This window comes from Lacrimispora sp. (genome assembly GCF_036758025.1).
In the GTDB taxonomy this organism is placed as follows: Bacteria; Bacillota; Clostridia; order Lachnospirales; family Lachnospiraceae; genus Lacrimispora.
In genome coordinates, this window is sequence record NZ_DAIOXM010000034.1 from 15,542 (window position 1) to 36,532 (window position 20,991).

19 protein-coding genes are annotated in these 20,991 nt (G+C 44.0%); 6 read left to right on the plus strand and 13 right to left on the minus strand.

Annotated features, from left to right (window positions below):
* Positions 1 to 38: 38 nt before the first annotated feature.
* Positions 39 to 302 carry a TM1266 family iron-only hydrogenase system putative regulator gene (locus V7M78_RS20215; RefSeq protein ID WP_333652454.1) on the minus strand — a complete coding sequence of 88 codons (264 nt, stop codon included), beginning with the start codon at positions 300 to 302 and terminating at the stop codon, positions 39 to 41.
* Between the two features lie 353 nt (positions 303 to 655).
* Between V7M78_RS20215 and V7M78_RS20220 the strand changes: the two genes are divergently transcribed.
* Together V7M78_RS20220 and V7M78_RS20225 are read left to right on the plus strand one after the other, a co-directional pair.
* Positions 656 to 1,003: a cytochrome b5 domain-containing protein gene (locus tag V7M78_RS20220; protein ID WP_333652456.1), complete on the plus strand. Its 348-nt coding sequence runs from the start codon at positions 656 to 658 to the stop codon at positions 1,001 to 1,003.
* A gap of 20 nt (positions 1,004 to 1,023) precedes the next feature.
* Entirely contained in the window at positions 1,024 to 1,416 is a 393-nt protein-coding gene (locus V7M78_RS20225; protein WP_333652459.1) for a hypothetical protein, read from the plus strand.
* 197 nt (positions 1,417 to 1,613) lie between these two features.
* Here V7M78_RS20225 and V7M78_RS20230 read toward each other — a convergent pair whose 3' ends face one another.
* A complete protein-coding gene (locus V7M78_RS20230; RefSeq protein ID WP_333652461.1) occupies positions 1,614 to 2,036 on the minus strand; it encodes a pyridoxamine 5'-phosphate oxidase family protein in 423 nt (140 codons plus the stop codon).
* A gap of 93 nt (positions 2,037 to 2,129) precedes the next feature.
* Here V7M78_RS20230 and V7M78_RS20235 point away from each other — a divergent pair, with 93 nt between their 5' ends.
* Positions 2,130 to 3,071, plus strand: a complete 942-nt coding sequence (locus V7M78_RS20235) for a helix-turn-helix transcriptional regulator (RefSeq protein WP_333652464.1) — start codon at positions 2,130 to 2,132, stop codon at positions 3,069 to 3,071.
* Between the two features lie 17 nt (positions 3,072 to 3,088).
* Here V7M78_RS20235 and V7M78_RS20240 read toward each other — a convergent pair whose 3' ends face one another.
* Positions 3,089 to 3,463, minus strand: coding sequence for a DUF4180 domain-containing protein (locus V7M78_RS20240; RefSeq protein WP_333652467.1), 375 nt, complete (start codon positions 3,461 to 3,463; stop codon positions 3,089 to 3,091).
* A gap of 31 nt (positions 3,464 to 3,494) precedes the next feature.
* Positions 3,495 to 3,932: a helix-turn-helix domain-containing protein gene (locus tag V7M78_RS20245; RefSeq protein WP_333652469.1), complete on the minus strand. Its 438-nt coding sequence runs from the start codon at positions 3,930 to 3,932 to the stop codon at positions 3,495 to 3,497.
* A gap of 181 nt (positions 3,933 to 4,113) precedes the next feature.
* Between V7M78_RS20245 and V7M78_RS20250 the strand changes: the two genes are divergently transcribed.
* The 3 genes from V7M78_RS20250 to V7M78_RS20260 are packed head-to-tail and all read left to right on the plus strand — an operon-like array spanning position 4,114 to position 8,247.
* Positions 4,114 to 4,590 (plus strand): MarR family winged helix-turn-helix transcriptional regulator, encoded by a 477-nt coding sequence (locus V7M78_RS20250; protein ID WP_333652471.1) that lies wholly within the window; start codon positions 4,114 to 4,116, stop codon positions 4,588 to 4,590.
* A 31-nt stretch (positions 4,591 to 4,621) separates the two neighbouring features.
* Complete coding sequence (locus V7M78_RS20255; RefSeq protein ID WP_333652473.1) at positions 4,622 to 6,361, plus strand: ABC transporter ATP-binding protein; 1,740 nt, start codon at positions 4,622 to 4,624, stop codon at positions 6,359 to 6,361.
* Positions 6,358 to 8,247 carry an ABC transporter ATP-binding protein gene (locus V7M78_RS20260; RefSeq protein ID WP_333652475.1) on the plus strand — a complete coding sequence of 630 codons (1,890 nt, stop codon included), beginning with the start codon at positions 6,358 to 6,360 and terminating at the stop codon, positions 8,245 to 8,247. The genes V7M78_RS20255 and V7M78_RS20260 overlap by 4 nt, the downstream gene beginning before the upstream one ends.
* A 98-nt stretch (positions 8,248 to 8,345) precedes the next feature.
* On the opposite strand, the gene V7M78_RS20265 is transcribed toward V7M78_RS20260, so the two are convergent.
* The 9 genes from V7M78_RS20265 to V7M78_RS20305 all read right to left on the minus strand — a co-directional run.
* Positions 8,346 to 9,320: a PHP domain-containing protein gene (locus tag V7M78_RS20265; protein WP_333652477.1), complete on the minus strand. Its 975-nt coding sequence runs from the start codon at positions 9,318 to 9,320 to the stop codon at positions 8,346 to 8,348.
* A 17-nt stretch (positions 9,321 to 9,337) separates the two neighbouring features.
* Positions 9,338 to 10,285, minus strand: coding sequence for a PHP domain-containing protein (locus V7M78_RS20270; protein WP_333652479.1), 948 nt, complete (start codon positions 10,283 to 10,285; stop codon positions 9,338 to 9,340).
* 50 nt (positions 10,286 to 10,335) lie between these two features.
* Complete coding sequence (locus tag V7M78_RS20275) at positions 10,336 to 11,730, minus strand: extracellular solute-binding protein (RefSeq protein ID WP_333652482.1); 1,395 nt, start codon at positions 11,728 to 11,730, stop codon at positions 10,336 to 10,338.
* A gap of 110 nt (positions 11,731 to 11,840) precedes the next feature.
* Complete coding sequence (locus tag V7M78_RS20280) at positions 11,841 to 13,253, minus strand: alpha-L-fucosidase (RefSeq protein WP_333652484.1); 1,413 nt, start codon at positions 13,251 to 13,253, stop codon at positions 11,841 to 11,843.
* 105 nt (positions 13,254 to 13,358) lie between these two features.
* Positions 13,359 to 15,530 (minus strand): 1,3-beta-galactosyl-N-acetylhexosamine phosphorylase, encoded by a 2,172-nt coding sequence (gnpA, locus tag V7M78_RS20285; protein WP_333652487.1) that lies wholly within the window; start codon positions 15,528 to 15,530, stop codon positions 13,359 to 13,361.
* Positions 15,531 to 15,571: 41 nt separating this feature from the next.
* Positions 15,572 to 16,405 (minus strand): carbohydrate ABC transporter permease, encoded by an 834-nt coding sequence (locus V7M78_RS20290; protein WP_333652490.1) that lies wholly within the window; start codon positions 16,403 to 16,405, stop codon positions 15,572 to 15,574.
* A 14-nt stretch (positions 16,406 to 16,419) separates the two neighbouring features.
* Complete coding sequence (locus tag V7M78_RS20295; protein WP_333652493.1) at positions 16,420 to 17,343, minus strand: carbohydrate ABC transporter permease; 924 nt, start codon at positions 17,341 to 17,343, stop codon at positions 16,420 to 16,422.
* A 142-nt stretch (positions 17,344 to 17,485) separates the two neighbouring features.
* A complete protein-coding gene (locus V7M78_RS20300) occupies positions 17,486 to 19,360 on the minus strand; it encodes a sensor histidine kinase (protein ID WP_333652496.1) in 1,875 nt (624 codons plus the stop codon).
* Positions 19,347 to 20,991: response regulator transcription factor (locus V7M78_RS20305; protein ID WP_333652499.1), on the minus strand; the 1,645-nt coding region annotated here is incomplete at its 5' end. The genes V7M78_RS20300 and V7M78_RS20305, both read right to left, overlap by 14 nt.

Below are 20,991 nucleotides of genomic sequence, written 5' to 3' on the forward strand. Positions count from 1 at the left end.
GTCAGCATCTGCTTTCCCGTCAGTTTTTGTGAATTTCCTTACTCCCTGGGACTGCCTTTCGTCCCCTGATAAGCCGTTTTAGAACTGATTCCCTTTAATTTTCCGATCTTGCCCGTCAGTGCAGAAATAATGCTTTGAGGGGCATCCACTGCAATGCTGATGATGCTGACGTTTTTCTTCGGATAAGGGATACCCATACGGCCAATGATGTACTGCCGGTATTCGTGGAGGATATCATTAAGTAACTCTACAGATGTCTCTTCCTCTACAACAATACCAATTACTGCAATTCTGGTTTCCATCACCATTCCTCCATTTGATTTCCCGCCCAGCCTTCTGCCTCAAATCGTGTTTTTGGCATCAGGATGCTGCTTTGATTGTATCTTAACATAAGTGATAAATTTTTTCAATTTCGTTTTTCTTTTATTGGAGGAAGAACAGGAAATATCTTTAACTATATACTTAAAGACCAGATATAATGTCAAAAGAAGTCGATTGCTTGGCAATTGACTTCTTTTGACATTATATGATATTATATTATAAAATAATTACCATATTTTGATATGATAGGCAGATATCTTCTTTAACTAACCTTTCCAACTAAAAAGTCTATGGGCCATTAAAGACAACAATTAATCAACGAAAGGAAGCAGAGATGAAAAAGTACAAGAATTTTTTAATTGTAATCGTTGTTTTACTTTTACTGGCGAGTACCGGATGTGCCCGGCAGCAGCCGGCAGATGGTACGACCGCCTCCACAGAAAGTCCTCAGCTTGAACTCACCCTTGAAGAGCTTGCCGCCTATGACGGGAAGGACGGAAATCCCGCCTATATCGCCGTTGACGGGGTCATTTATGATGTAAGCGACAGCTCGAAATGGAAAGACGGAGAGCATAACGGATACTCCGCCGGGCAGGACCTTACGGAGATCATTAAAGGCAAATCGCCTCATGGTGTCTCCGTGCTCTCAAGGATGCCGGTTGTGGGGAAAATAGTCGAATAAATGAAAAAGGGGGTAATGGATTGTATAAAATACTGGGTATCATCAATGTGCTTTTGATTATTGTCATTACATCGCCTTACTGGCTGCGCCGCCTGGGCCAGCGGTTTTTCCCAAAAAGAAAAATTGCTTCTACAAAGCTGATAAAAGTCTTACGCGCTGTGCATAAGCCCTTTGGCCTCTGCCTGTTGCTGATTACACTGATACACGGTTATCTGGCTTTAGGGGCGTTTCGGCTCCATACGGGTACGCTCGTTGGGATTATGGTCCTTGTGACCGTTGTGCTGGGGCTATTGTTTTACAGGAAGAAAAAAGCAGTATTTTTCAAATGGCATAAACGTGCAGCATTGCTGATGGTACTGCTGACGCTTTTACACCTTTTTTTCCCCAATGCGATTTACTACATCTTTGTCTGAAAAAACAGCTGGGATGGGATTCTTTGAATCCCATCCTATTATCATCCCCTTTTACAGGCATCCAATCCTGAATTTAATCGGCAGCGCACATGTACCCCCTTTGCAATACCCAAAATGTAAGCATGATATGTTTTTAGGACTCGCCATAAACACAAATGCCTTCCTCTAATTGAACTGAAAGTCATTTACATCTGTGATCAATCCGTTAAATCGTACGTTCCTGCGTTGTCAAAATCCAGGGTGACAACGGCTGACTCAAAGATAATTTCATAAAGAACCAGGTAATCTCCTGCCTGTTCTATGGTATCTTTATAGCCAGAAATCTTCTCGATGAAATATTTTGCAGCGTCAAATATGGTGCGGCTGCTTTTCTTCACCCTGCCTTTTGCCCTGACATGTTCGTTGCCTTCATGGGGAATGGTGGTGAAAGCCACCTTGTTGCCGGCTTCAAATTCCCTGACCTTGTCATTGTCTCCAAAGGTAGAAAAGAGTATTGTTTTTGCGGCTTCGTCAAAGTAAAAATTTACAATCCTCACATTGGGCTGATCAGCCACACAGGTGGCCAGGGCGATTTCTGTCTGTGAGTTCATCAGACGGATAAATTCTCTTTTTGTATTCATATCAGTGCTCTCCTTTACTTGTTGTTTCGTTTGCAGTATAATGCATAATGGTGTCAATTAATGAAACCATTTAACCGGAAAAAGGAGGAAATTATGAAAAAGTCTGAACGTCTGAATGACATGATGATATATTTGAACGATAAAAAATCTTTCAATCTCAAAAGTATCATGGATCGATATTCTATTTCTAAAAGTACAGCGCTCAGAGATATTCAGTCCTTAGAAGAAATAGGTATGCCGATTTACTCAAAATCCGGACGGAATGGGTATTACGGCATCCTTCCCAACCGTTTGCTATCCCCCATTGTCTTTACCGTTGATGAAGTTTACGCATTGTACTTCGCCATGCAAACCCTTAATGCTTATCAGTCCACACCATTTCACTTAAATGTCCAAAAGCTAAAACAAAAATTTGAGGGATGTATATCAGAAGAGCGAATTAAAAAATTGAGAAAAATGGAATTGATCTTTCGATTGGGCAGTTACCAGAGCAAAAATCAATGCGGCTGTCTGGAAGATATTCTTCATATGGCGGTTGATGAACATGTATGTGAAGTTCTCTATACAAAAGGTGAAGCTGAAAGGCAGTATTATGTCCAGTTTTTTGATATCACTTCTGCCTATGGACAGTGGTACGCAACAGCATACAATTTCCAGACAAAAAAACCCCAGGTATTCCGCTGTGATAAAATTCATGGTATACGGCCCTGCAGTCAATACACTGCAAAGCCGCTTTCTGAATTTCTGGTTTCCTCCAGGGAAATGTTTCGGGATAAAGAGGCAGTTGACTTTGAAGTTGACGTTTCCGGCAAAGGAGCGGATCTGTTTTATAAAGAACATTATCCATCCATGGAGCTGCACTGCGAAAATGGAACATACAGTGTAAAAGGCTTTTATAACAAGGAGGAAGAACCTTTTATCGCCAATTACTTCACGGTTTACGGCGAAACAATCCTCTCCATCAAGCCAGACAGCTTGAAAAACCTGATTCTTGAGCGATTGGAAACAATAAAAAACCACTTGATTTCCCTCTGAGAGAAAGAAACATTTTATCACCTTAAACCGGAAACTCTATCTAACTTTTCTACTGCTTCAGATTCTGTGCCCACAAAGAAAAAATCTCTGCCGTTATTGCTCTCATAAATGAAATCGTGAAGCGGTTTGCTGCTGTGGACAGAATAGTCTCCCCAGACAGCAAGCTTAAAAGCATAATTGATATATTTTTGAAGCACATCCCCGGCAAGACGCGTGGACAATACGAAGAAGTCATTGGTAAAACAGGTTTTTGGGAGTACAAGATTGTGAAGACCTGTTTCGTAGCTGACTGTCATTGCAAGGTCAAGTGCCGATTGTAAGTCAGTGATCAAAAGGTCATTACTTCTGATTACTGCAATGTCTTGATTATTTCCCATAATAACAATATTCATAAAACTACTCCTTTTTGCAAATGAAATTGAATCAGTTTAAATCTTCTGTTACAACCGAAATCAGTTCTAACATTTCTTTCATAAAATAAATGTTTCCCCATAAAGCTACACGGACTTTATTTTCATGTTCCAAATGCTGCACGTGCATGGTAGACCTGCCGTATTCCCGGGGCTTGCAATTCAATGCCGCAGTCAGCATATTGACAATTCGGGCGCTTTCGTCAAAATCATGAATCTGAATATCAATTACCGAGGACACAATAGCCTTATCCTGAGGTTGTTCCATAATATCAGGATTACGGTCATGGTTATTTTCCGCAAAAATGCTTAAGTCATGACCGGTTATACGCCAGCTTTTCCCTATTTTATTGGCGCGCAATTTTCCCTCTCGGATATAACGCTGTATGGTTTTAGGGTGTATATCCAGCATTTTAGATACCTGCTCCACTGTATAATATGTTTCTTGCATCTCATTACTCCTTATTACATCTTATAAATGCAATAATAAGTCATAATAAGTAATTTGTCAATACGTGATTAGGAATTATTCAAACCTAAAATAAATACCCCTTGCATAACAAAAGTTTTAGGTGTAATATATCTCTTGGTACCTAAACTCTTGGTACAAAGCGAAAAGGAGGTGGAATGTGATGGAAATGCAGAAGGAACATATTCTGGCGTCCCGTCTAAGAGCATGCGGACATTTTCTTTACTATCAGACGGGCGGAAAATCAGGTCAGCGCCGTATACTCGTAACACTTTTAAGGCAGAAAGACCTTACCCAAAAAGAACTTCAGGATATACTTGAAATAAGTTCCGGCTCTTTGAGCGAAATTCTCCAAAAAATGGAGGACTCCTCCCTCATAGAGCGTCAAAAAAGCTGTAATGATAAACGGCAGGTAAAGCTTGCCCTTACGCCTGAGGGGGAAAATATTGCGCTCCAGGTAAAGGCGCATTACATCAACACGCTTGAGCGTATGTTTGAATGCCTGGATGAGCAGGAAAAGGAGCAGCTTGACGGAATTTTAGAAAAGCTTGTAGAGCATTTGGATTCTCTCAAAACCGACCCTCTGTTTGAGACAGGCGGGGACCCAAAACAAAAGATCAATTTTGACAGGATCATGTGACCTGTCGTTAAAAGGGAGTGAAGTTAACAACATGAGGAAGATCCTTATAAAAAGCATAAGGGAATATAAAAAACCCTCTATTCTGGCACCGGTTTTCGTGTCAATGGAGGTTGTCATCGAGTGTATTATTCCGTTCATCACCGCACATCTGGTCAATCAGATCAAGGCGGGCTGCGGAATTAATGTAATTTTGCAATACGGTCTGCTGCTTCTGGTGATGGCAAGTTTTTCCCTCACATTCGGCAGACTGGCCGGCACAGCGTGTGCTACGGCTGCAAGCGGCTTTGCCCGCAATCTTAGAAAGGATATGTTTTACAGCATCCAGTCCTTTTCCTTTGAAAACATCGACCGTTTTTCCTCGTCGTCTCTTGTAACAAGGCTTACCACCGATGTAAGCAATGTCCAAAATGCGTACATGATGATTATCCGTACAGCCATAAGGAGCCCGCTGATGCTGGTTTTTGCTATTGTGATGGCATTTATTATGGGCGGCAGGCTGGCGCTCATTTTCGTGGTGGTGATACCGATTCTTGCTGTGGGGCTCTTCCTGGTCATCCGCAAGGCGTTCCCCATTTTTAAAAGGGTATTTCGTAAGTACGATGCACTTAACAGCTCCATTCAGGAGAATATTCAGGGCATCCGGGTTGTAAAATCCTTTGTACGTGAGGACTACGAAAAGCAGAAGTTTGAAAAAGCCGCCGAAGATGTGCGCACGGAGTTCACCAGGGCTGAGAAAATCATTGCATTCAACAGTCCCATTATGCAGTTTTGTCTGTATGTGAACATGGTGTTTATTTTGACCTTTGGCTCCTATACCATCGTCACTACACAGGGACTGAACTTCAATGTAGGCCAGCTTTCCTCTCTGATGGTATACAGCTTTCAGACACTGATGAGTCTGATGATGCTCTCCATGGTGTTTGTTCTGATCACCATCGCAGATGAGTCCTCCCACCGTATTGTGGAGGTTCTGCAGGAAAAGAGCACGCTTACCAATCCGGAATCCCCTGTTTTTGAGGTGAAAGACGGTTCCGTGGATTTTTCCGGTGTCAGCTTCCGCTATTCCAGGAAAGCGGAGTTTATGGCGCTCCAGAATATCGACCTGCACATAAACTCCGGGGAAACAATCGGTATTTTAGGCGGTACGGGTTCCTCAAAAACCTCTCTTGTCCAACTGATTCCCCGTCTGTACGATGCCGCTGAGGGCACGGTACAGGTAGGCGGCCTGGATGTACGTGCCTACGATATTGAGGCTCTGCGCAATCAGGTTTCAGTGGTACTGCAGAATAACATCCTGTTTTCCGGCACCATCAAAGAGAACCTGCGCTGGGGCAACCCCCAGGCAACTGATGAGCAGCTTAAGCAGGCCTGTAATCTGGCACAGGCAGACGATTTCATCTCCCGCTTCCCTGACGGCTATGATACCTATATCGAGCAGGGCGGCTCCAACGTATCAGGCGGACAAAAACAGCGCCTGTGCATCGCCCGTGCCCTTTTGAAGAAACCCAAAATACTGATTATGGACGATTCTACCAGCGCTGTGGATACACAGACCGATGCGAGGATCCGCAAGGCCTTTCGCGAGTATATTCCTGAAACCACCAAGATCATCATTGCCCAGCGCATCGCCTCCATACAGGATGCGGACCGTATCGTACTGATGGACAAGGGCAGGATCGCGGCTGTGGGCACCCATGAAGAACTTTTGAAAACAAGTGAAATCTACCGGGAGGTATACGATTCTCAGAACAAGGCAGGTGGACGACAATGAAAAAGGATGTCATATTTAAAAAAGGAACGTTAAAACGGCTTTTAAAAATGCTGTTTGAGTTTTACCCGGCTGCGCTGCCGCTGGTGCTCTTCTGCATCGTGTTTACGGCTGCTGTTTCCTCCATTCCCTCTATTTTCATGCAGAACATCATTGCAGTGCTGGAAAAAAACCAGGGAAGCGATTGGGCCCACGTTGGCCCGCAGATCCTGCGGCTGGTGTCCATACTGGCCGGACTGTATGCGGTTTCCCTTGCGTCGTCCTTCGCCTACAACCAGGCTATGGCAGTCATCACCCAGGGCTCGCTGAAAAAAATGCGTGAAAGGCTGTTCCACAAGACTCAGGATCTGCCCATCCGCTTTTTTGACACCCATCCCCACGGCGACATTATGAGCCATTACACCAATGATATTGATACACTCAGGCAGCTTATTTCACAGAGCATGCCGCAGCTTCTTGTTTCAACCGTCACAGTGATCACACTTCTGAGCATCATGCTCTATTTCAGCGTGTGGATGACCGCGGTTGTGCTCAGCGGCATGGCGGTCATGCTGACAGTGGTAAAGAAGCTGGGCGGCAATTCTGCAAAATATTTTATACGCCAGCAGCACTCTCTGGGTAAAACCGAGGGCTTCATACAGGAAATAATGAACGGCCAGAAAGTGGTAAAAGTTTTTTGCCATGAGGATGAGGCCAAGACAGGTTTTGATGCCATTAATGACCAGTTGTTCCGCGATTCGGAGCAGGCCAACAAGTTTGCCAACATTCTCCCGCCCATTCTCATGAATATCGGCAACCTGATCTATGTTACGGTTGCCATGGCAGGCGGGGTATTCCTTCTGACAAAGGTAAGCAATTTAAGCATTTCAGGGCTTCCATTCAGCATCAGCGTGGTGGTGCCGTTTTTGAACATAACCCGTCAGTTTTCCGGCAACATCAACCAGGTATCCCAGCAGGTAAACGCAGTGGTCATGGGTCTGGCAGGCGCAGACCGTATCTTTGCAGTACTGGATGAAGAACCTGAGGAGGACAGCGGATTTATCACTCTCGTCAATGCCAAAGAAGAAGGGGGCGTTCTTACGGAATGTTCAGAACGCACGGGACTTTGGGCGTGGAAGCAGCCTCTGCCGGATGGTACGGTGCACTATACCCGGCTTGCCGGTGATGTGCGCCTGCAGGACGTAGATTTCGGATACGAAAAGAAAAAGACCGTACTTCACAATATCACCCTGTTTGCGGAGCCTGGCCAGAAGGTGGCGTTTGTTGGTGCCACAGGTGCGGGAAAGACTACCATCACCAATCTTTTGAACCGCTTTTACGACATTGCCGACGGCAATATATTCTACGACGGCATCAATATCAACAAAATCAGGAAATCGGATCTGCGCCGTGCCATTGGCATGGTGCTTCAGGACACCAACCTGTTTACCGGCACTGTCATGGACAACATCCGCTACGGAAGGCTCAACGCCACAGATAAAGAATGCGAATCGGCTGCCATGCTGGCAGGCGCCCACGACTTCATTACAAGACTGCCCGAAGGGTATCAGACCATGCTTTCCAGCAATGGCAGCAACCTTTCCCAAGGACAGAGACAGCTTATCGCCATCGCTCGTGCGGCGGTAGCAGACCCTCCGGTTATGGTACTGGATGAGGCGACTTCCTCCATCGATACACGTACTGAGGCCATCGTGCAGCGGGGCATGGATGCGCTCATGAAAGGGCGAACAGTATTTGTGATTGCGCACCGCCTTTCCACTGTTCAAAATTCCGATGTGATTATGGTACTGGAGCAAGGTAAAATCATTGAACGAGGCAGCCATGCACACCTGATCGAAGAAAAGGGTAAGTATTACCAGCTTTATACCGGAGCATTTGAACTGGAATAGGAATCTATGTATTAACGGCAATTGGAACAGGCTCCATGGACGGTCATTATAACCGCCATGGAGCCTGTTTTTTTTGCGAAATATCCCTGTCAATTCTTTTAAAATCCCAAATCGGAAAGAAAATAGGCGTTGCTGCAGGCAAAAAGTCCCTTCTCATCTTTACACTCCACCCTGATGTATGTCTCGTTCCCGCAAAGAGGAAACCTCGCTTCCGTAAGAGGCTGTCCTTCTACGGCCGCTCTGCAGCAGAGTCTGGAACTTTCCGTGATCCCGCAAATGGCCTGTACCGGTCCTGTCTTTACCACCAGTTCCCTGTTCTCCACGTAAAGTTCTTTTATCTCAGGTCCCATGGAGCTGTAGAAATGGCCTTTTACCAACCCATTGATAACTGCATTATAGCTTAACTCTTCCGCCTTTATCATGGTAAAGCCTCCGAAAGAATCACACAGAGGACTGTCAAAAGGATAACTGTTATGATTATCATCGGTTGCCATGCACCATAACCGGTTACCCAGGCGGAGCATCTCATCATAGGACTGGGGATTATAACCGTACAGCCCGTCATGCTCGCAGCCGTGATTATAGATTTCCATGGCAAAAAGTCCTTTCAGCCCTTTATAATCTTCATAATTCTGCAAGGACCAGTAGGGGTGATTATAGCAGGAAATAAAACCCAGTTCTCTCATTTCTTCCAGATAGCTATTGATGTAATCAAAATCACCATACCTGCATTCCGGGCAGATTCCCTCTTCCTTTTGCTCCCGCCTGTACTCCGGCCTGGTATCATACAAATTAATGTGATACGTCTTATCCCTGGGACGAAGCCGGTCCGGGCTAACCTGGTTAATATCCACTTCCACTGCTGCAAGAGCCAGGAATTCTTCATCATTTAATTCCTCATGGTTTCTGTATATCCTGTGATCCGTAAAGGCCATAACCTGATATTCCCGTTTTTTATAACTCTCTTTCGCCTCCTCCGGCGTCAGCCTTCCATCGGATACGATTGTATGGCCGTGCAAGTTTGCCTTGTAAAACCTGCCGGTTTCAGGCAATAAATAAATCCTGTCTTTCACCTCGCCTTCCTCCTTTCTTACACCTGTTCTTTAAGCCATTTCAGCGGAAGATCATTCAAAAAGTATGCATTGGAAACTGCAAAAAGTCCATTTTCATCTCCGCAGACAATGCGGATATAGCCTTCCTTTCCAGTCAGAGAAAATCTTGCTTCTTCCAGGCTTTCTCCTGGCTGGGCTGTTTTTATATAGCAGTTTCTGCCTTGGTTTTTTACATAAATTTTCTGAACCGGGCCGGTCTTTATCACCAATTCCTTCCCTTCAATATAAAGAGACCGGATTTCAGGGCCCATGGAACTATAGAAATTTCCTTTTTTTAAAGCTTCTATTACAGCGTCATAAGTAAGCTCCGTTGCCTTGATTTTTGTGAATCCTCCAAAGGAGTCATTGAAAGGGTGTTCAAAAGGATATTCATTGCAGTTTCCATCCGCAGCCAGACAGAGCAGTTTTTTTCCGCACCGCAGCATTTCATCATAAACCTGGGGCTCATACCCCCTAAGCTCTCTCACATCATTGCTGTAGTTATATATCTCCATGGCAAACAGGCCATCAAGCTCCTTATAATCCTCATAATTTACCATGGACTGACAGGTTAGGCTGAGGCTTGCCAGAAAACCAAGCTGATTCATCCTTTCAATGCAATCACTCCCTTTGGAAAGAAACTCGCAGCATTTCTCCTTTTCTTCTCTCATTTCATCAGGATTGGTGTCGTAAAAATTGATGCGAAACCCCTTTTTCCCTACATCTGCCGAAAATCCCGCCAGAGCCAGAAAATCCAGTGCATGCAGCTCTCCATGAGTACGATATTTTTCCCAGTCCGTATAAGCTGCGATCTGGTATCCCCTGCTCCGATATGCCTCTTTTACCTGCTCAGGAGTCAGTTTTCCATCTGAAACCGTTGTGCGGCAATTCATATTTGCCTTATAAAAATCTCCCTCCTTGGGGAGAAGGTAAACTCGTTCTTCCATTTCTTTTCCCTCAAAAAAGCGCCGCCAAAGGTTTGGCAGCGCTTTCCTATTTACTGATTTGCCTCTTTAATGGCTTCGTTTGCTCTGTCTTGAATGGATTTCATGGTATCTTCCAGAGGTTTTTGTCCCTGGCCGTATAACTGACCTTCTTCGGTGTAAATCTGTCCGATGGTGGTATCAGCGGTTCCCATGATCTTTTCATTTAAGTATGCTCTGCTGTTGTCAAACCAGCCTGCCATGAAGTCTTCCACTGTCAGATTGTCATCTTTAAATTTAGGAAGCAGGCTGCTTTCGATATAAGTCTTTGCCTCATCTTCTGTCAGAATCTTGGCAGGAACGCGTCCATAACCCAGAGTATATTTATTTTCACAAATAGTCTTAATGGCCTCAAATGCTGCATCCTTGTTCTTTGATGTCTTTGGAATGGCGTAACAGTTTGTGATGGTCAGGGAAGACGGATCGGTTCCTTCCGGATAAGGCATAGGAAGAATGCCCAGTTCCCAATCTCTTGGGTATTTTACTTTATCTGACAGAGCACTTGCTACCCAGCCGCCGTATACATACATTCCGATGTTTCCATTTACCATAAAGGAGTTATAAGGATATGTACCGGAAGCCAGATCCAGGCTGTTAGGCTGGATTTTTAAATCATTGCCAAGGCTGAAAAACCACTTCATAGCATCTGCAAAGGCCGGATCGTCAAAGTTAGCGGTACCGTCAGCCTTATAAGCGGAAACGCCATTCTGTGTTGCCAGCATATAGTTGCATGCCACGTCATCACTCATGAAGGAGCCCCATACATTTTTATCAGGATTGTTCAGTTTCTGTGCTGTTTCCACATATTTTTCCCAGGTCCAGCCGTCTGCTGTCGGGTAAGGCACATTTGCTTCGTCAAATATTTTTTTGTTATAATAGGTCAGCCAGATATCTTTTTCTGCCGGGATCGCATAAGACTGATCCTCAAATTTTACGACTTTATCGCCGTATAAAGCAGTCATATCATAGCCGTCTGCCTTTGCAAGTTCATCAATAGGCTCTAAAACAGCAGCTTTGTGGAATTCTTCTAATTGAAGGGGAGTTCTGTTTACAATGTCCATTTCTTCCCCTGCCATCAGGCTTACAAGCACCTTGTCCATTTCTCCAGCTTTTGATGTAGGAGTGATGAAAAATTCTACGTTGATTCCTGTCTTTTCCTTGATTAATTCTATCATTTCTTTTGTTTCAGTGGCAGTTGCAGCGTTATCTGTCAGCGCCCATTTTACTGTCACACCATCAAACGGTTTGTCGCTGTCGGTTTTTTCAGTGGTTTCTGCTGTTGTTTTACTGTCCGTACTGCCTGCGCTGGCTCCGGTATTATCGGATTTTGCGCATCCAACGGCACTGAACGCCATAGTTGCAGCCAGGCCAAAAGCAGCGCCCCGTTTTAATGTACTTCTTAATTTCATATCTGTTACCCTCCTTTTGTTTATAATCCTATTATAGCTGACATTTCAGCCGGTTTATATAGGTTGTATTTTAACTTTATGTGTTATTCTTATCATTTTACCGGCTTTTTTTATTGATATATACCAATAAACGAAAGGACAGGCTCAACCCTTGAATCTAAAATTCGGATTATCAGCGTATCCGACTGGACCTGGGAAAAACGGGCGATTTTTTTATAGCCGACAGTGGTTCCTTTATAGATGTTTACAGGGCTTCCATTCTTCATGGATAAAATTTCAAAAGCCTCAATTCTCTGGCTTTTTAATATGTTTTCTTTTAAGATAACTGCCGAAATCTTCTGAGGAGTTTTCCAGGAAATTTTAAACTCTGCACGGGGTTCTTTTCCCTCATAATATGTTTCATAATCATCTGTCTGTACACCGTCCAGCGGATTCCACTGATCCGCCTCTCTCACATGGATTTCAGCTTCTTCTGCCAGATTTTTGCCATACCTTTTATTTATTTCTTCCCCTAACTCCCGTAGCCTTTTTACATCATTTTCATGAAGCTGTCCCTTTGGCGTAGGAGGAATATTTAAAAGTAAGGCTGCATTTCCTCCTACGGACTTTTCATAAATATCCATCAGGTTTTCCAGGGGTCTGACTTTATCATCTTCTTCCGGGTGATAAAACCAGCCTGGCCTTATGGATACATCCACTTCCGCCGGATACCAGATTAAGTGCTGTTCCTGGGACAGACGTTCCCTGCTTCCCAAATCCTGCTCCATACTGCTTATTACCCTCTGCTTAAAAGACGGATCATCAGCATGCTGGCTTAAAGCAGCCACCCGCTCTGCTACAGATAAATCTGCAGGGACAACACTCCATTCACTAATCCGGGTATCGCCGGCCTCATTACCGCACCAACGGACATCGGGTCCGCTTACAGAAATGCAGGCCCCAGACATGTATTTTCTTACAGTATCATAATAACGCTGCCAGTCATAAACCTGTTTCTTTCCATTAGGACCTTCTCCGCAGGCACCGTCAAACCACACGCTGAAAATATCTCCGTATCCGGTCAGCAGTTCTGTAAGCTGTGCCGTAAAATAATCGTCATACGCTTTTCCTTGTCCGTAGGTTTCCTGATTTCGGTCCCAGGGAGAAAGATAAATGCCAAATTTCAGTCCGGCTCTTTCACAAGCCCCGGACACTTCCTTTACAATGTCACCTGTTCCATTGAGATAAGGACTGTATTTTACGGAATGCTTTGTGTACTTACTGGGCCACAGGCAAAACCCGTCATGGTGCTTACAGGTGAGGATAGCGCCTTTCATCCCTGCTGCTTTAATGGCTCTTATCCATTGGCCTGCATCCATTTGCTCCGGATTAAAGACTTCCGGTGATTCTGTCCCATATCCCCATTCTGTTCCGGTAAAGGTGTTCACCGTAAAATGAAAAAATGCATAAAATTCTGTTTTCTGCAGCATTACCTGTCTTTCAGAAGGAACAACTTTAATAAGCCTTTCATCTAATTGATTCATTTCGCCCTCTTCCAAACCCTTTAATTTTATAAGGTTGAAAGACGGGAATCTTTCAACCTTATATTTGTTAATCAACTGAATATAGAAACACATCCCCTTAATTTATCAGGATACAAATGAAAACCACAAAATATCATTTGCCTTTAACTGCATGGAATACTCTTTTCCATTCCCGTCATAAATCACGGTTTCCTGCGGCTCATAAGTGTTGTTTACAATACAATACTTGCCTGTAGCCGGATAATAATTGACTTCCACATTATAATTGCTGCTGAACCATTTCTTCATCTCCTGCTCCATGCCTGCGGCCCAGAAGATTGCCCGGTAAAGCATTCTGGAATTTTCAAAGGAATAGGGAATTCCGCTGATATACACACTTCTTCCGTCTCCAAACCCATTGACGGCCATCTGGATATCTTCCCCGTCTTTCTTTAAAATCTCAGCTCTGGTAAGGGCATAAATATTCTTCATGCCTTCTCCAAAATCAATGGTTTCAGAAGAATCTTCCGTAATAAAATGGTTATGCTCTTCCCAGTTGTATTTATCCGTTGACAGAGAAAAACCAACTTCTTTGTTGACCCCCAGCACGTTTGCCATGGTAAAATACCTGCCCTGATATTCGCAGGCGGAAGGCTCTCCTACTCCGATCAATCCGCCGCCCTGGGCTACGAAAGCCTTTACAGCGCTGCTGACTTTTGGATTGGCCCAGTAAGCACCGCCGCTGGGAGCCGTATAAGCGTCTCCTACGTTAATGATTACCTTGCATTTCTTTAACACATCAGGATCTGCGATTACATCCTCAAAACTGATGAATTCCACATCAAAAGGCATTCCGCTCAAAGCTTCCAGCACTCCGGCATAGGAATAGGTCTGCTTATAATCAATGGCATGAGCGACCATATGAGTTCCCCAGGAACGGATCTTTCCCCAGGAATTCAGCACTCCCACCTTAAAATGGCTGTAGGGGCTTTGTCCTCCCACATTTTCATAAAGAAGGCGGAACTCATCGCAGACCTCCTCAATGTATTGGATAAACTCAGGAAATTCCAGTGCCAGCTTTAAATATCCGCCATAGCCAATCCTGTCCACCGGTTTTCTTAAAATAGCACGCCTTGCAGTCACCCAGTTTACCTTTGCTTCTTTTACCGGATCTCCTCCCTCGTGGAATACATCGGGGAAAAAATAAGGCAGAAAACGGCCTTCCGTATATTTCACTCCCGGAATGTCGGAAATCAGGCGAAGGGTGGTTCCATTTCCCACGCTTCCCACTACTGAATCCAATCCTACGTGTTTAAAATACTCTCCAAATGGTTCCGTTCCAATCCAGTGGTCTCCTAAAAACATCATGGCTTCCTTGCCATGTTCGTGGCAGATGTCCACAAGAACCTTCATAAGCTTGGAAACTTCTCTCTGCTGGAATTCCTGAAAATCCCGGAACTCCTTAGAAGGTACCCGGTTGGTGTTGTTATGGTATCCCTGGTCAATGATATATTCCGGGCGGAAGGGGTAACCCACTTCTTTTTCAAACTGTTCTAATATGTAAGGGCTGACACTGGCGCTGTACCCAAACCAGTCAACGAACTTTTCCTTTGCATACTCATTAAATACAAGGGTAAACTGATGGAAAAAGGTGGTAAAACGCACCACATTGCTGTCCGGGTTTTCCTCCATCCAGCGGTTTAATTTTTCTATTACATGTTTCTGGGTCTTGGGCTGGCGCACATCAAAGGTGATCTGATGCTCCACATCCTGCCAGTCATTGGTGATGAAATTATACATATGTACCGGGTCCCAGATAATGAAAGCCAGAAAGCTTACGGTATAATCGTGATACCTCTCCGGAAGGGAAATGACCACCTCCCGGGTGTGTTCTTCATATTCCCAGGCAAGGGCAGGCAGAGGTTCCCCAGTGGTACGGTCTACGACTTCCCACCAGCGTTTGATATCGTGAATGGTATTAGGCTTTAACTGATCCTTGTATAAATGGGCCATCAAAGGAATACGAAGTTCCCCTTCTTCCATTGCCGTATAAAATTCCGTCATCAAATATACCTGCTGGACTTCATCCGGGTTAGCCATAGCCCAGGCATTGTCCTTTCTGGTAGTATAATAGGTGGAGTAGATTTTAACGGGCATTTTCTTAAGTTCTTCCGGCATATCGGTTCCGTCACAATCCCGCAGGGCATCGGCTCCCCACCGCCTGGCAATCTCCTTTGTCTCCTGTATCATATCCACATCAGTGGGAACAGTGACTCTTCCGGTCAATTTTCTTTCCATTTTAATAGTCCCTTTCTATACTCATTTTTTAATTTCATGTGTTACCCCTTCACACCAGAGGAGGCAACGCCTTCAATGAAAAACTTCTGGCAGAACAGGAAGGCCACCAAAATCGGCAGAAGTACAATGGTTGCTGCGGCCATCTGACTTCCATAATCCTGGATCAAGCCGGAGGAAAAAAGCTTCACTCCAACAGACAGCATCTGCTTATCCATGGTTGATATGTAAAGATACGGTCCCATATAATCGTTCCAGGACCATGTAAAGGAAAACAGAGCCATGGTGGCAATGGCCGGTTTTGCCAATGGGAAAATAATCTGCCAATAAATTCGGAAATGGCTGCAGCCGTCAATTTTTGCCGCTTCGCTGAGAGAGTCCGGAATGGAAACAAAGGACTGGCGCAGCAGGAATACAAAGTACACATCCACGCAGCTTGGAAGGATCAGCGACCACATGGTATCCAGAATGTGCAGATTTTTAAAGATCATATATCTTGGTATGATCATGATGTCGCTGGGTATCATCATGGCTGACAGCAGGATGAGGAAAATGACATCTTTTCCCTTAAAGTTAATCCTTGCAAATCCATATGCCGTAAAGCTGACAAAAAATATTTTGATGATAATGGTGAGGGCTGTCATGACCACGGTATTCAAGTACCATTTCTGAAAATTATAAATGCCGTTTGTAAATAATGCCTGAAAGTTCATCAGAGTGGGATTTTCCGGTATCAAGTGCCATGGAAATTTCATAACCTCTCCGCTGACCTTAAAGGAAGAGGAAATCATGAACAGAAACGGGAAATTAGATGCCAGCCCGATTAACAGGATAAAAACCGTAAGTGCTATCTTTAAACTTTTCTTTTTGCTTGTCATTGATGATCCCTCCCTTAATAGTTAACCCATTTTTTCTGTCCGCGCCATTGAATCAGTGTTACAATCATGACCAGTATGAACATGACAAAAGCCATTGCACTTGCCAGACTGGTTTCATATTTTGTAAACGCGGTACGGACAATATTTACCGACATAACTGTAGTCGCCTGCCCCGGACCTCCTTCGGTCAGGGCCTGTATGCAGGTAAAGTTCTGGAAGGAACCAATAATGGAGCTGATCACAAGAAAAAAAGTGGTAGGAGAAATCAGGGGTATGATGATGTTGCGGATTCGCTGCCATTTTGTGGCCCCGTCAATCTGTGCCGCCTCCAAAAGCTCAGAGGGCACCTCCTGGAGAGCTCCAAGATAAACCACCATGTTAAGGCCAACGCCTTTCCAAACGGAAATTATGGCTACTGTGGGTAGAGCCAGCTTTAGGTTCAGCAAAAGCAGGGGCGGATCAAATCCCAGATTTCTTAAAGCAATGATTGCGGGACTGTTATTTCCAAGCAGCACCTTGAAAATGACAGCCACTGCCACCATATTGGATACATAGGGCATAAACACCAGGGAACGCATGGCTTTTTTTCCATAGACTCCGTTGTTCAGCATAAATGCCAGTACAAATCCAAGGATCATAATAAAGGGCACATATACCAGGGAATACTGGAAGGTTCTTATGAGGGAAGCCAAAATCTCTTTATTGGTAAATACTTTTATAAAGTTTTGAAGTCCTACAAATTTAAGATTGTCCAGTCTGGTAATGTATTTCATGTTTAAAAATGACATGATGACTGCAATGATAAAAGGAATGCCGGTAAAAACAGTGAAAAAAATCAGATAGGGCGAAATAAACAGCCATCCATACCTGTTTTCTTTCTTCTGGGCTATGGATGTCTTTTGTTTTACTTTGAATGTTGGTGCTTTTTCCTTACTCATGGGCCTGCCTCCCGTTTTTTATTTTAAGAAGAAAGGCTCACGAAAACAGAACCTTTCTCTTACTTATATTCTAACGGATTTTTTTTCAATAAACATAGGCCGATTTTTGTATTTGTTGGTTATTTTCGCTTTTTATCCCGTTTTACTTGTTTTCCTTCAAATTGCCGTGGTCGTCAATGTCCTCCCTGGTAATTCTGGGAATCCTTATGACGGTCAGGGTTCCTGTGTCTTTCTTGCTAAAGATCGATACAGCACGGTCCACCCCAAAGTACAGCTTGATTCTGGCTTCTATGCTGTGAAGCCCGATTCCGGTGCTGCGCCTGTTCTTCTCTTCCTCCTCCTTTCTTATTTTCCCGAAACGGATCTGATCCCGGACCTCTTTTAATTTTTCCCTATCCATACCTCGTCCGTTGTCCATAATTTTTATCATGACCCAGCCGCCTTTTTCTTTGACTGTGAGGCGGATCATCATAGGATGCTTTAAACCTGCCATTCCATACAGGAAGGAATTTTCCACTGCAGGCTGCAAAATTATTTTCAAGGAATACAACTCGTGAATCTGGCGCATATCCGTCCTGAGATCAAAGCTGAAATCTTCCTTATAGCGGTTTTTCTGGATCTTTACATAGGCCATCAGGTGCTCAATTTCATGTTCCATGGGGACAATTACCTGCCCTCCGCTGATGGATAGGCGGTACATACGCCCCAGGGAAGCTGCCGTCCGGCCAATATCCGGCCTTCCCGCCTCATTGGACATCCAGACAATATTCTCCAGGGTATTATAAAGGAAATGAGGATTGATCTGGCTCATAAGCACTTCCAGCTCCAGTTCCTTTTTCTTACGGTCAGACTGCAGTCCTTCGATAATATTGGTATTGATCCGCTCCAGCATGGAGTTGTAATAGCGGATCATATCCCCTACCTCATTTTTCTGTTTTACCTCAACATAGGCATTTAAATTTCCGCCGTATACCTCTTTCATGGAGGCATTCAGCTTGCCAATGGGGTCCATAAAGCTTTTGTATAAATAGAAAATCATAATGGCACAAATGCCCACACAAGCCAGCATGACCAGGAAAATTCTGTAGTACAGCACATCCACTTCCCTTGTCACTGATTTCATAGGAACCACCATGACGATCTTCCAGTCATTTACATCGGAATCCTTTACCTGAATCATCTGACTCCCTGAAGTCTCCCGGCCTTTTGTCAAATTCTCCGTCTGTTTCAGGATTTCCCCTTTTAGCTTCTCCGGGATCTCTCCCGCCTCCACTGCTGTTTCACTGCTGGAGGAAATCAGGCTGCCATCCCCTGTAATCACATAAATATCACCGGGAATGGACTGGGCCAGTTCTGCATACTGTTCGTAAATATCCTGCTCTTTTAAAGCAAACACCTGCACGTATTCATATCTGCTCTTTTCCCAGGAATAGATTCTCCGGATGCCCATAACGGCCTTTCTCTGCCTGACCTCTTCGGGCCGGTCGCTGAGAAAGAAATTATCCTGAAGGGGATACCAGCGGAATTTCATCATAAGGTCGGGATCTTCAATGTTCATATCCCGCAGCTTCCTGACTACTTCTTCTGTGTCATTATTGGGGTCCAGAAGATTAAACAGTTCTCCCTTGTAGGTATACATGGCACTGATCCTCACCCTCCGGTTCAGCATGTCATAGGCTTCAAATATGTTGCTGTAAATCCTAACAATATCCAGTTTTTTATACATCTGATCCTGAGGGGAGTATTCTTTTTCAATGTATTGTTTCAACTGGTCATTGGCGGCAAAGTTGTCGGAGACACTGTAAATGTCCTGAAGCTTTGCATCAATTTTACTGGCGATATCCGTGATCCGACTCTGGGTGGTTCGCATGTATTCCTGCTTCATGACATTGCGGGTATGCCAGAAGAGTATGGTGATGATCACCATAACCGGAATCAATACCTGTAAAATCCCATACAGCATCCGGCGCTTTAAATCTGCGTTCTTTTTCTTTTGTATTTTTTCATTCATTTTCATCGCTGTATTTTTCCATGCCTCCGCCTTCTGCCTGGAGAATATTCCGGTATTCCTTGGGGCTTATGCCGTACTTTTTCTTAAACAATTTAATATAATTGGACACATCAGCCCAGCCAAGCTCGTCAGAAATTTCATATATTTTCCGGGCCGGGTCTTCTAAAAGCTTCCTGCTCTTTTCCAGCCGTTTCGTAATAATGTAATCACTGAAATTACAGCCAAATTCATTTTTAAAAATTTTGGAGATATAAGCGGTGTTTTTATGTACCTTTGCTCCCACATATTCCAGGGAAATCTGGTTGGAATCAAACTCTTCATTGACAATTTCCTTGATTTTCATGGCAAGGCTGCTTCTGCTTTTCCATTCTCCTTTCATGCGGGCCGTTTCTTTGGAGGCTTCCTTGAGAATCCGGGATAAGAATTCCTTTTTTTCTTTCAGGCTTTTTAAGGAATAAATACTGGTATAGGTGCAGTCCATGGCCTTCATAACCTTTTCCAACTGAACGCCGCAGCGCAATAATTCACGGGATAAATTAAATAACAGTTCAAGACTTAACCGGTCAATATAATCGTAATCCAGAACCACCTTTCCCTTAAATTCAGAAAAAATCTCATCCAGAGCATTTTCTATGTTTATTTCCTGCTGCTCCATGATTTCCTTTAAAATCCGCCCTGAATCAAAGGAAATGGCGTAATAATCAAAGTCTGCTTCCTGTATTTCTTTATAGAAGGTGACCAGATTTTTTCCTTCGCTGTAGATTTTCTGGCTGGCGCAGCATTTTGCCTGTTCATAGCATTGGGGAAGCATATGAAAATCGGTGTAAAAGCTGCTGACGCCTGCGTAAATACGAATACCGGTTTCTTTAAAAACGATTTCTGCCAGGTTTCTGACGTAAGGCTGTAAATCCTGCTCCAGCGGTTCTTCTTTAGAACTTAGGATTCCGGTTATCTTTTCTTCAAAATTCCAGATAAAGGTTCCGTCTATCCACTCTTTGGGAACTTTTTCATTGAGAATTTTCTCCACTTTTATCTGGTCCTGATAGACGGCATTTTTATCTTCCCCGCCGGAACCCTCCAGATGAATGGCCATGACTCCCAGCCAGTTTTCTCCCTGGCGGAAGAATTCTTCTTCCATCTTTTCATCATCATAGCCATAGCCTTTTATCAGCAAATTGTATTTTTTCCGGAGTTTTAAGCTTTTGCTTTCCTCATAAACGGATTTTAACTCCCGTTCCTCTAATTCCTTTTTCTTCTCCTCATCAAGCCTTCCTTTTATTTTCCGGAATGTCACTTCAAATTCATCTAAGTCCGTAGGCTTTAATAAGTATTCCATAACCTGGTTTTTAATGGACATCTGCAAATACTCAAAATCATTATAGCCGCTTAAAATAATAATTTTGATTTCAGGATAATGCCGGCTTAAATGCTGCATCAGCTCAATTCCATCCATTTCCGGCATACGGATATCAGAAAGCACCACATGAGGCTTGTCCTTTTTTATCTGCTCCAGGGCTTCTATCCCATTGCCGCAGACACCACTGATTTCAAATCCCCACGTTTCCCATTCAATGCTGTTTGCAATTCCATATGCAATTGATTTTTCGTCTTCCACCACCAATAGTTTATACATATCT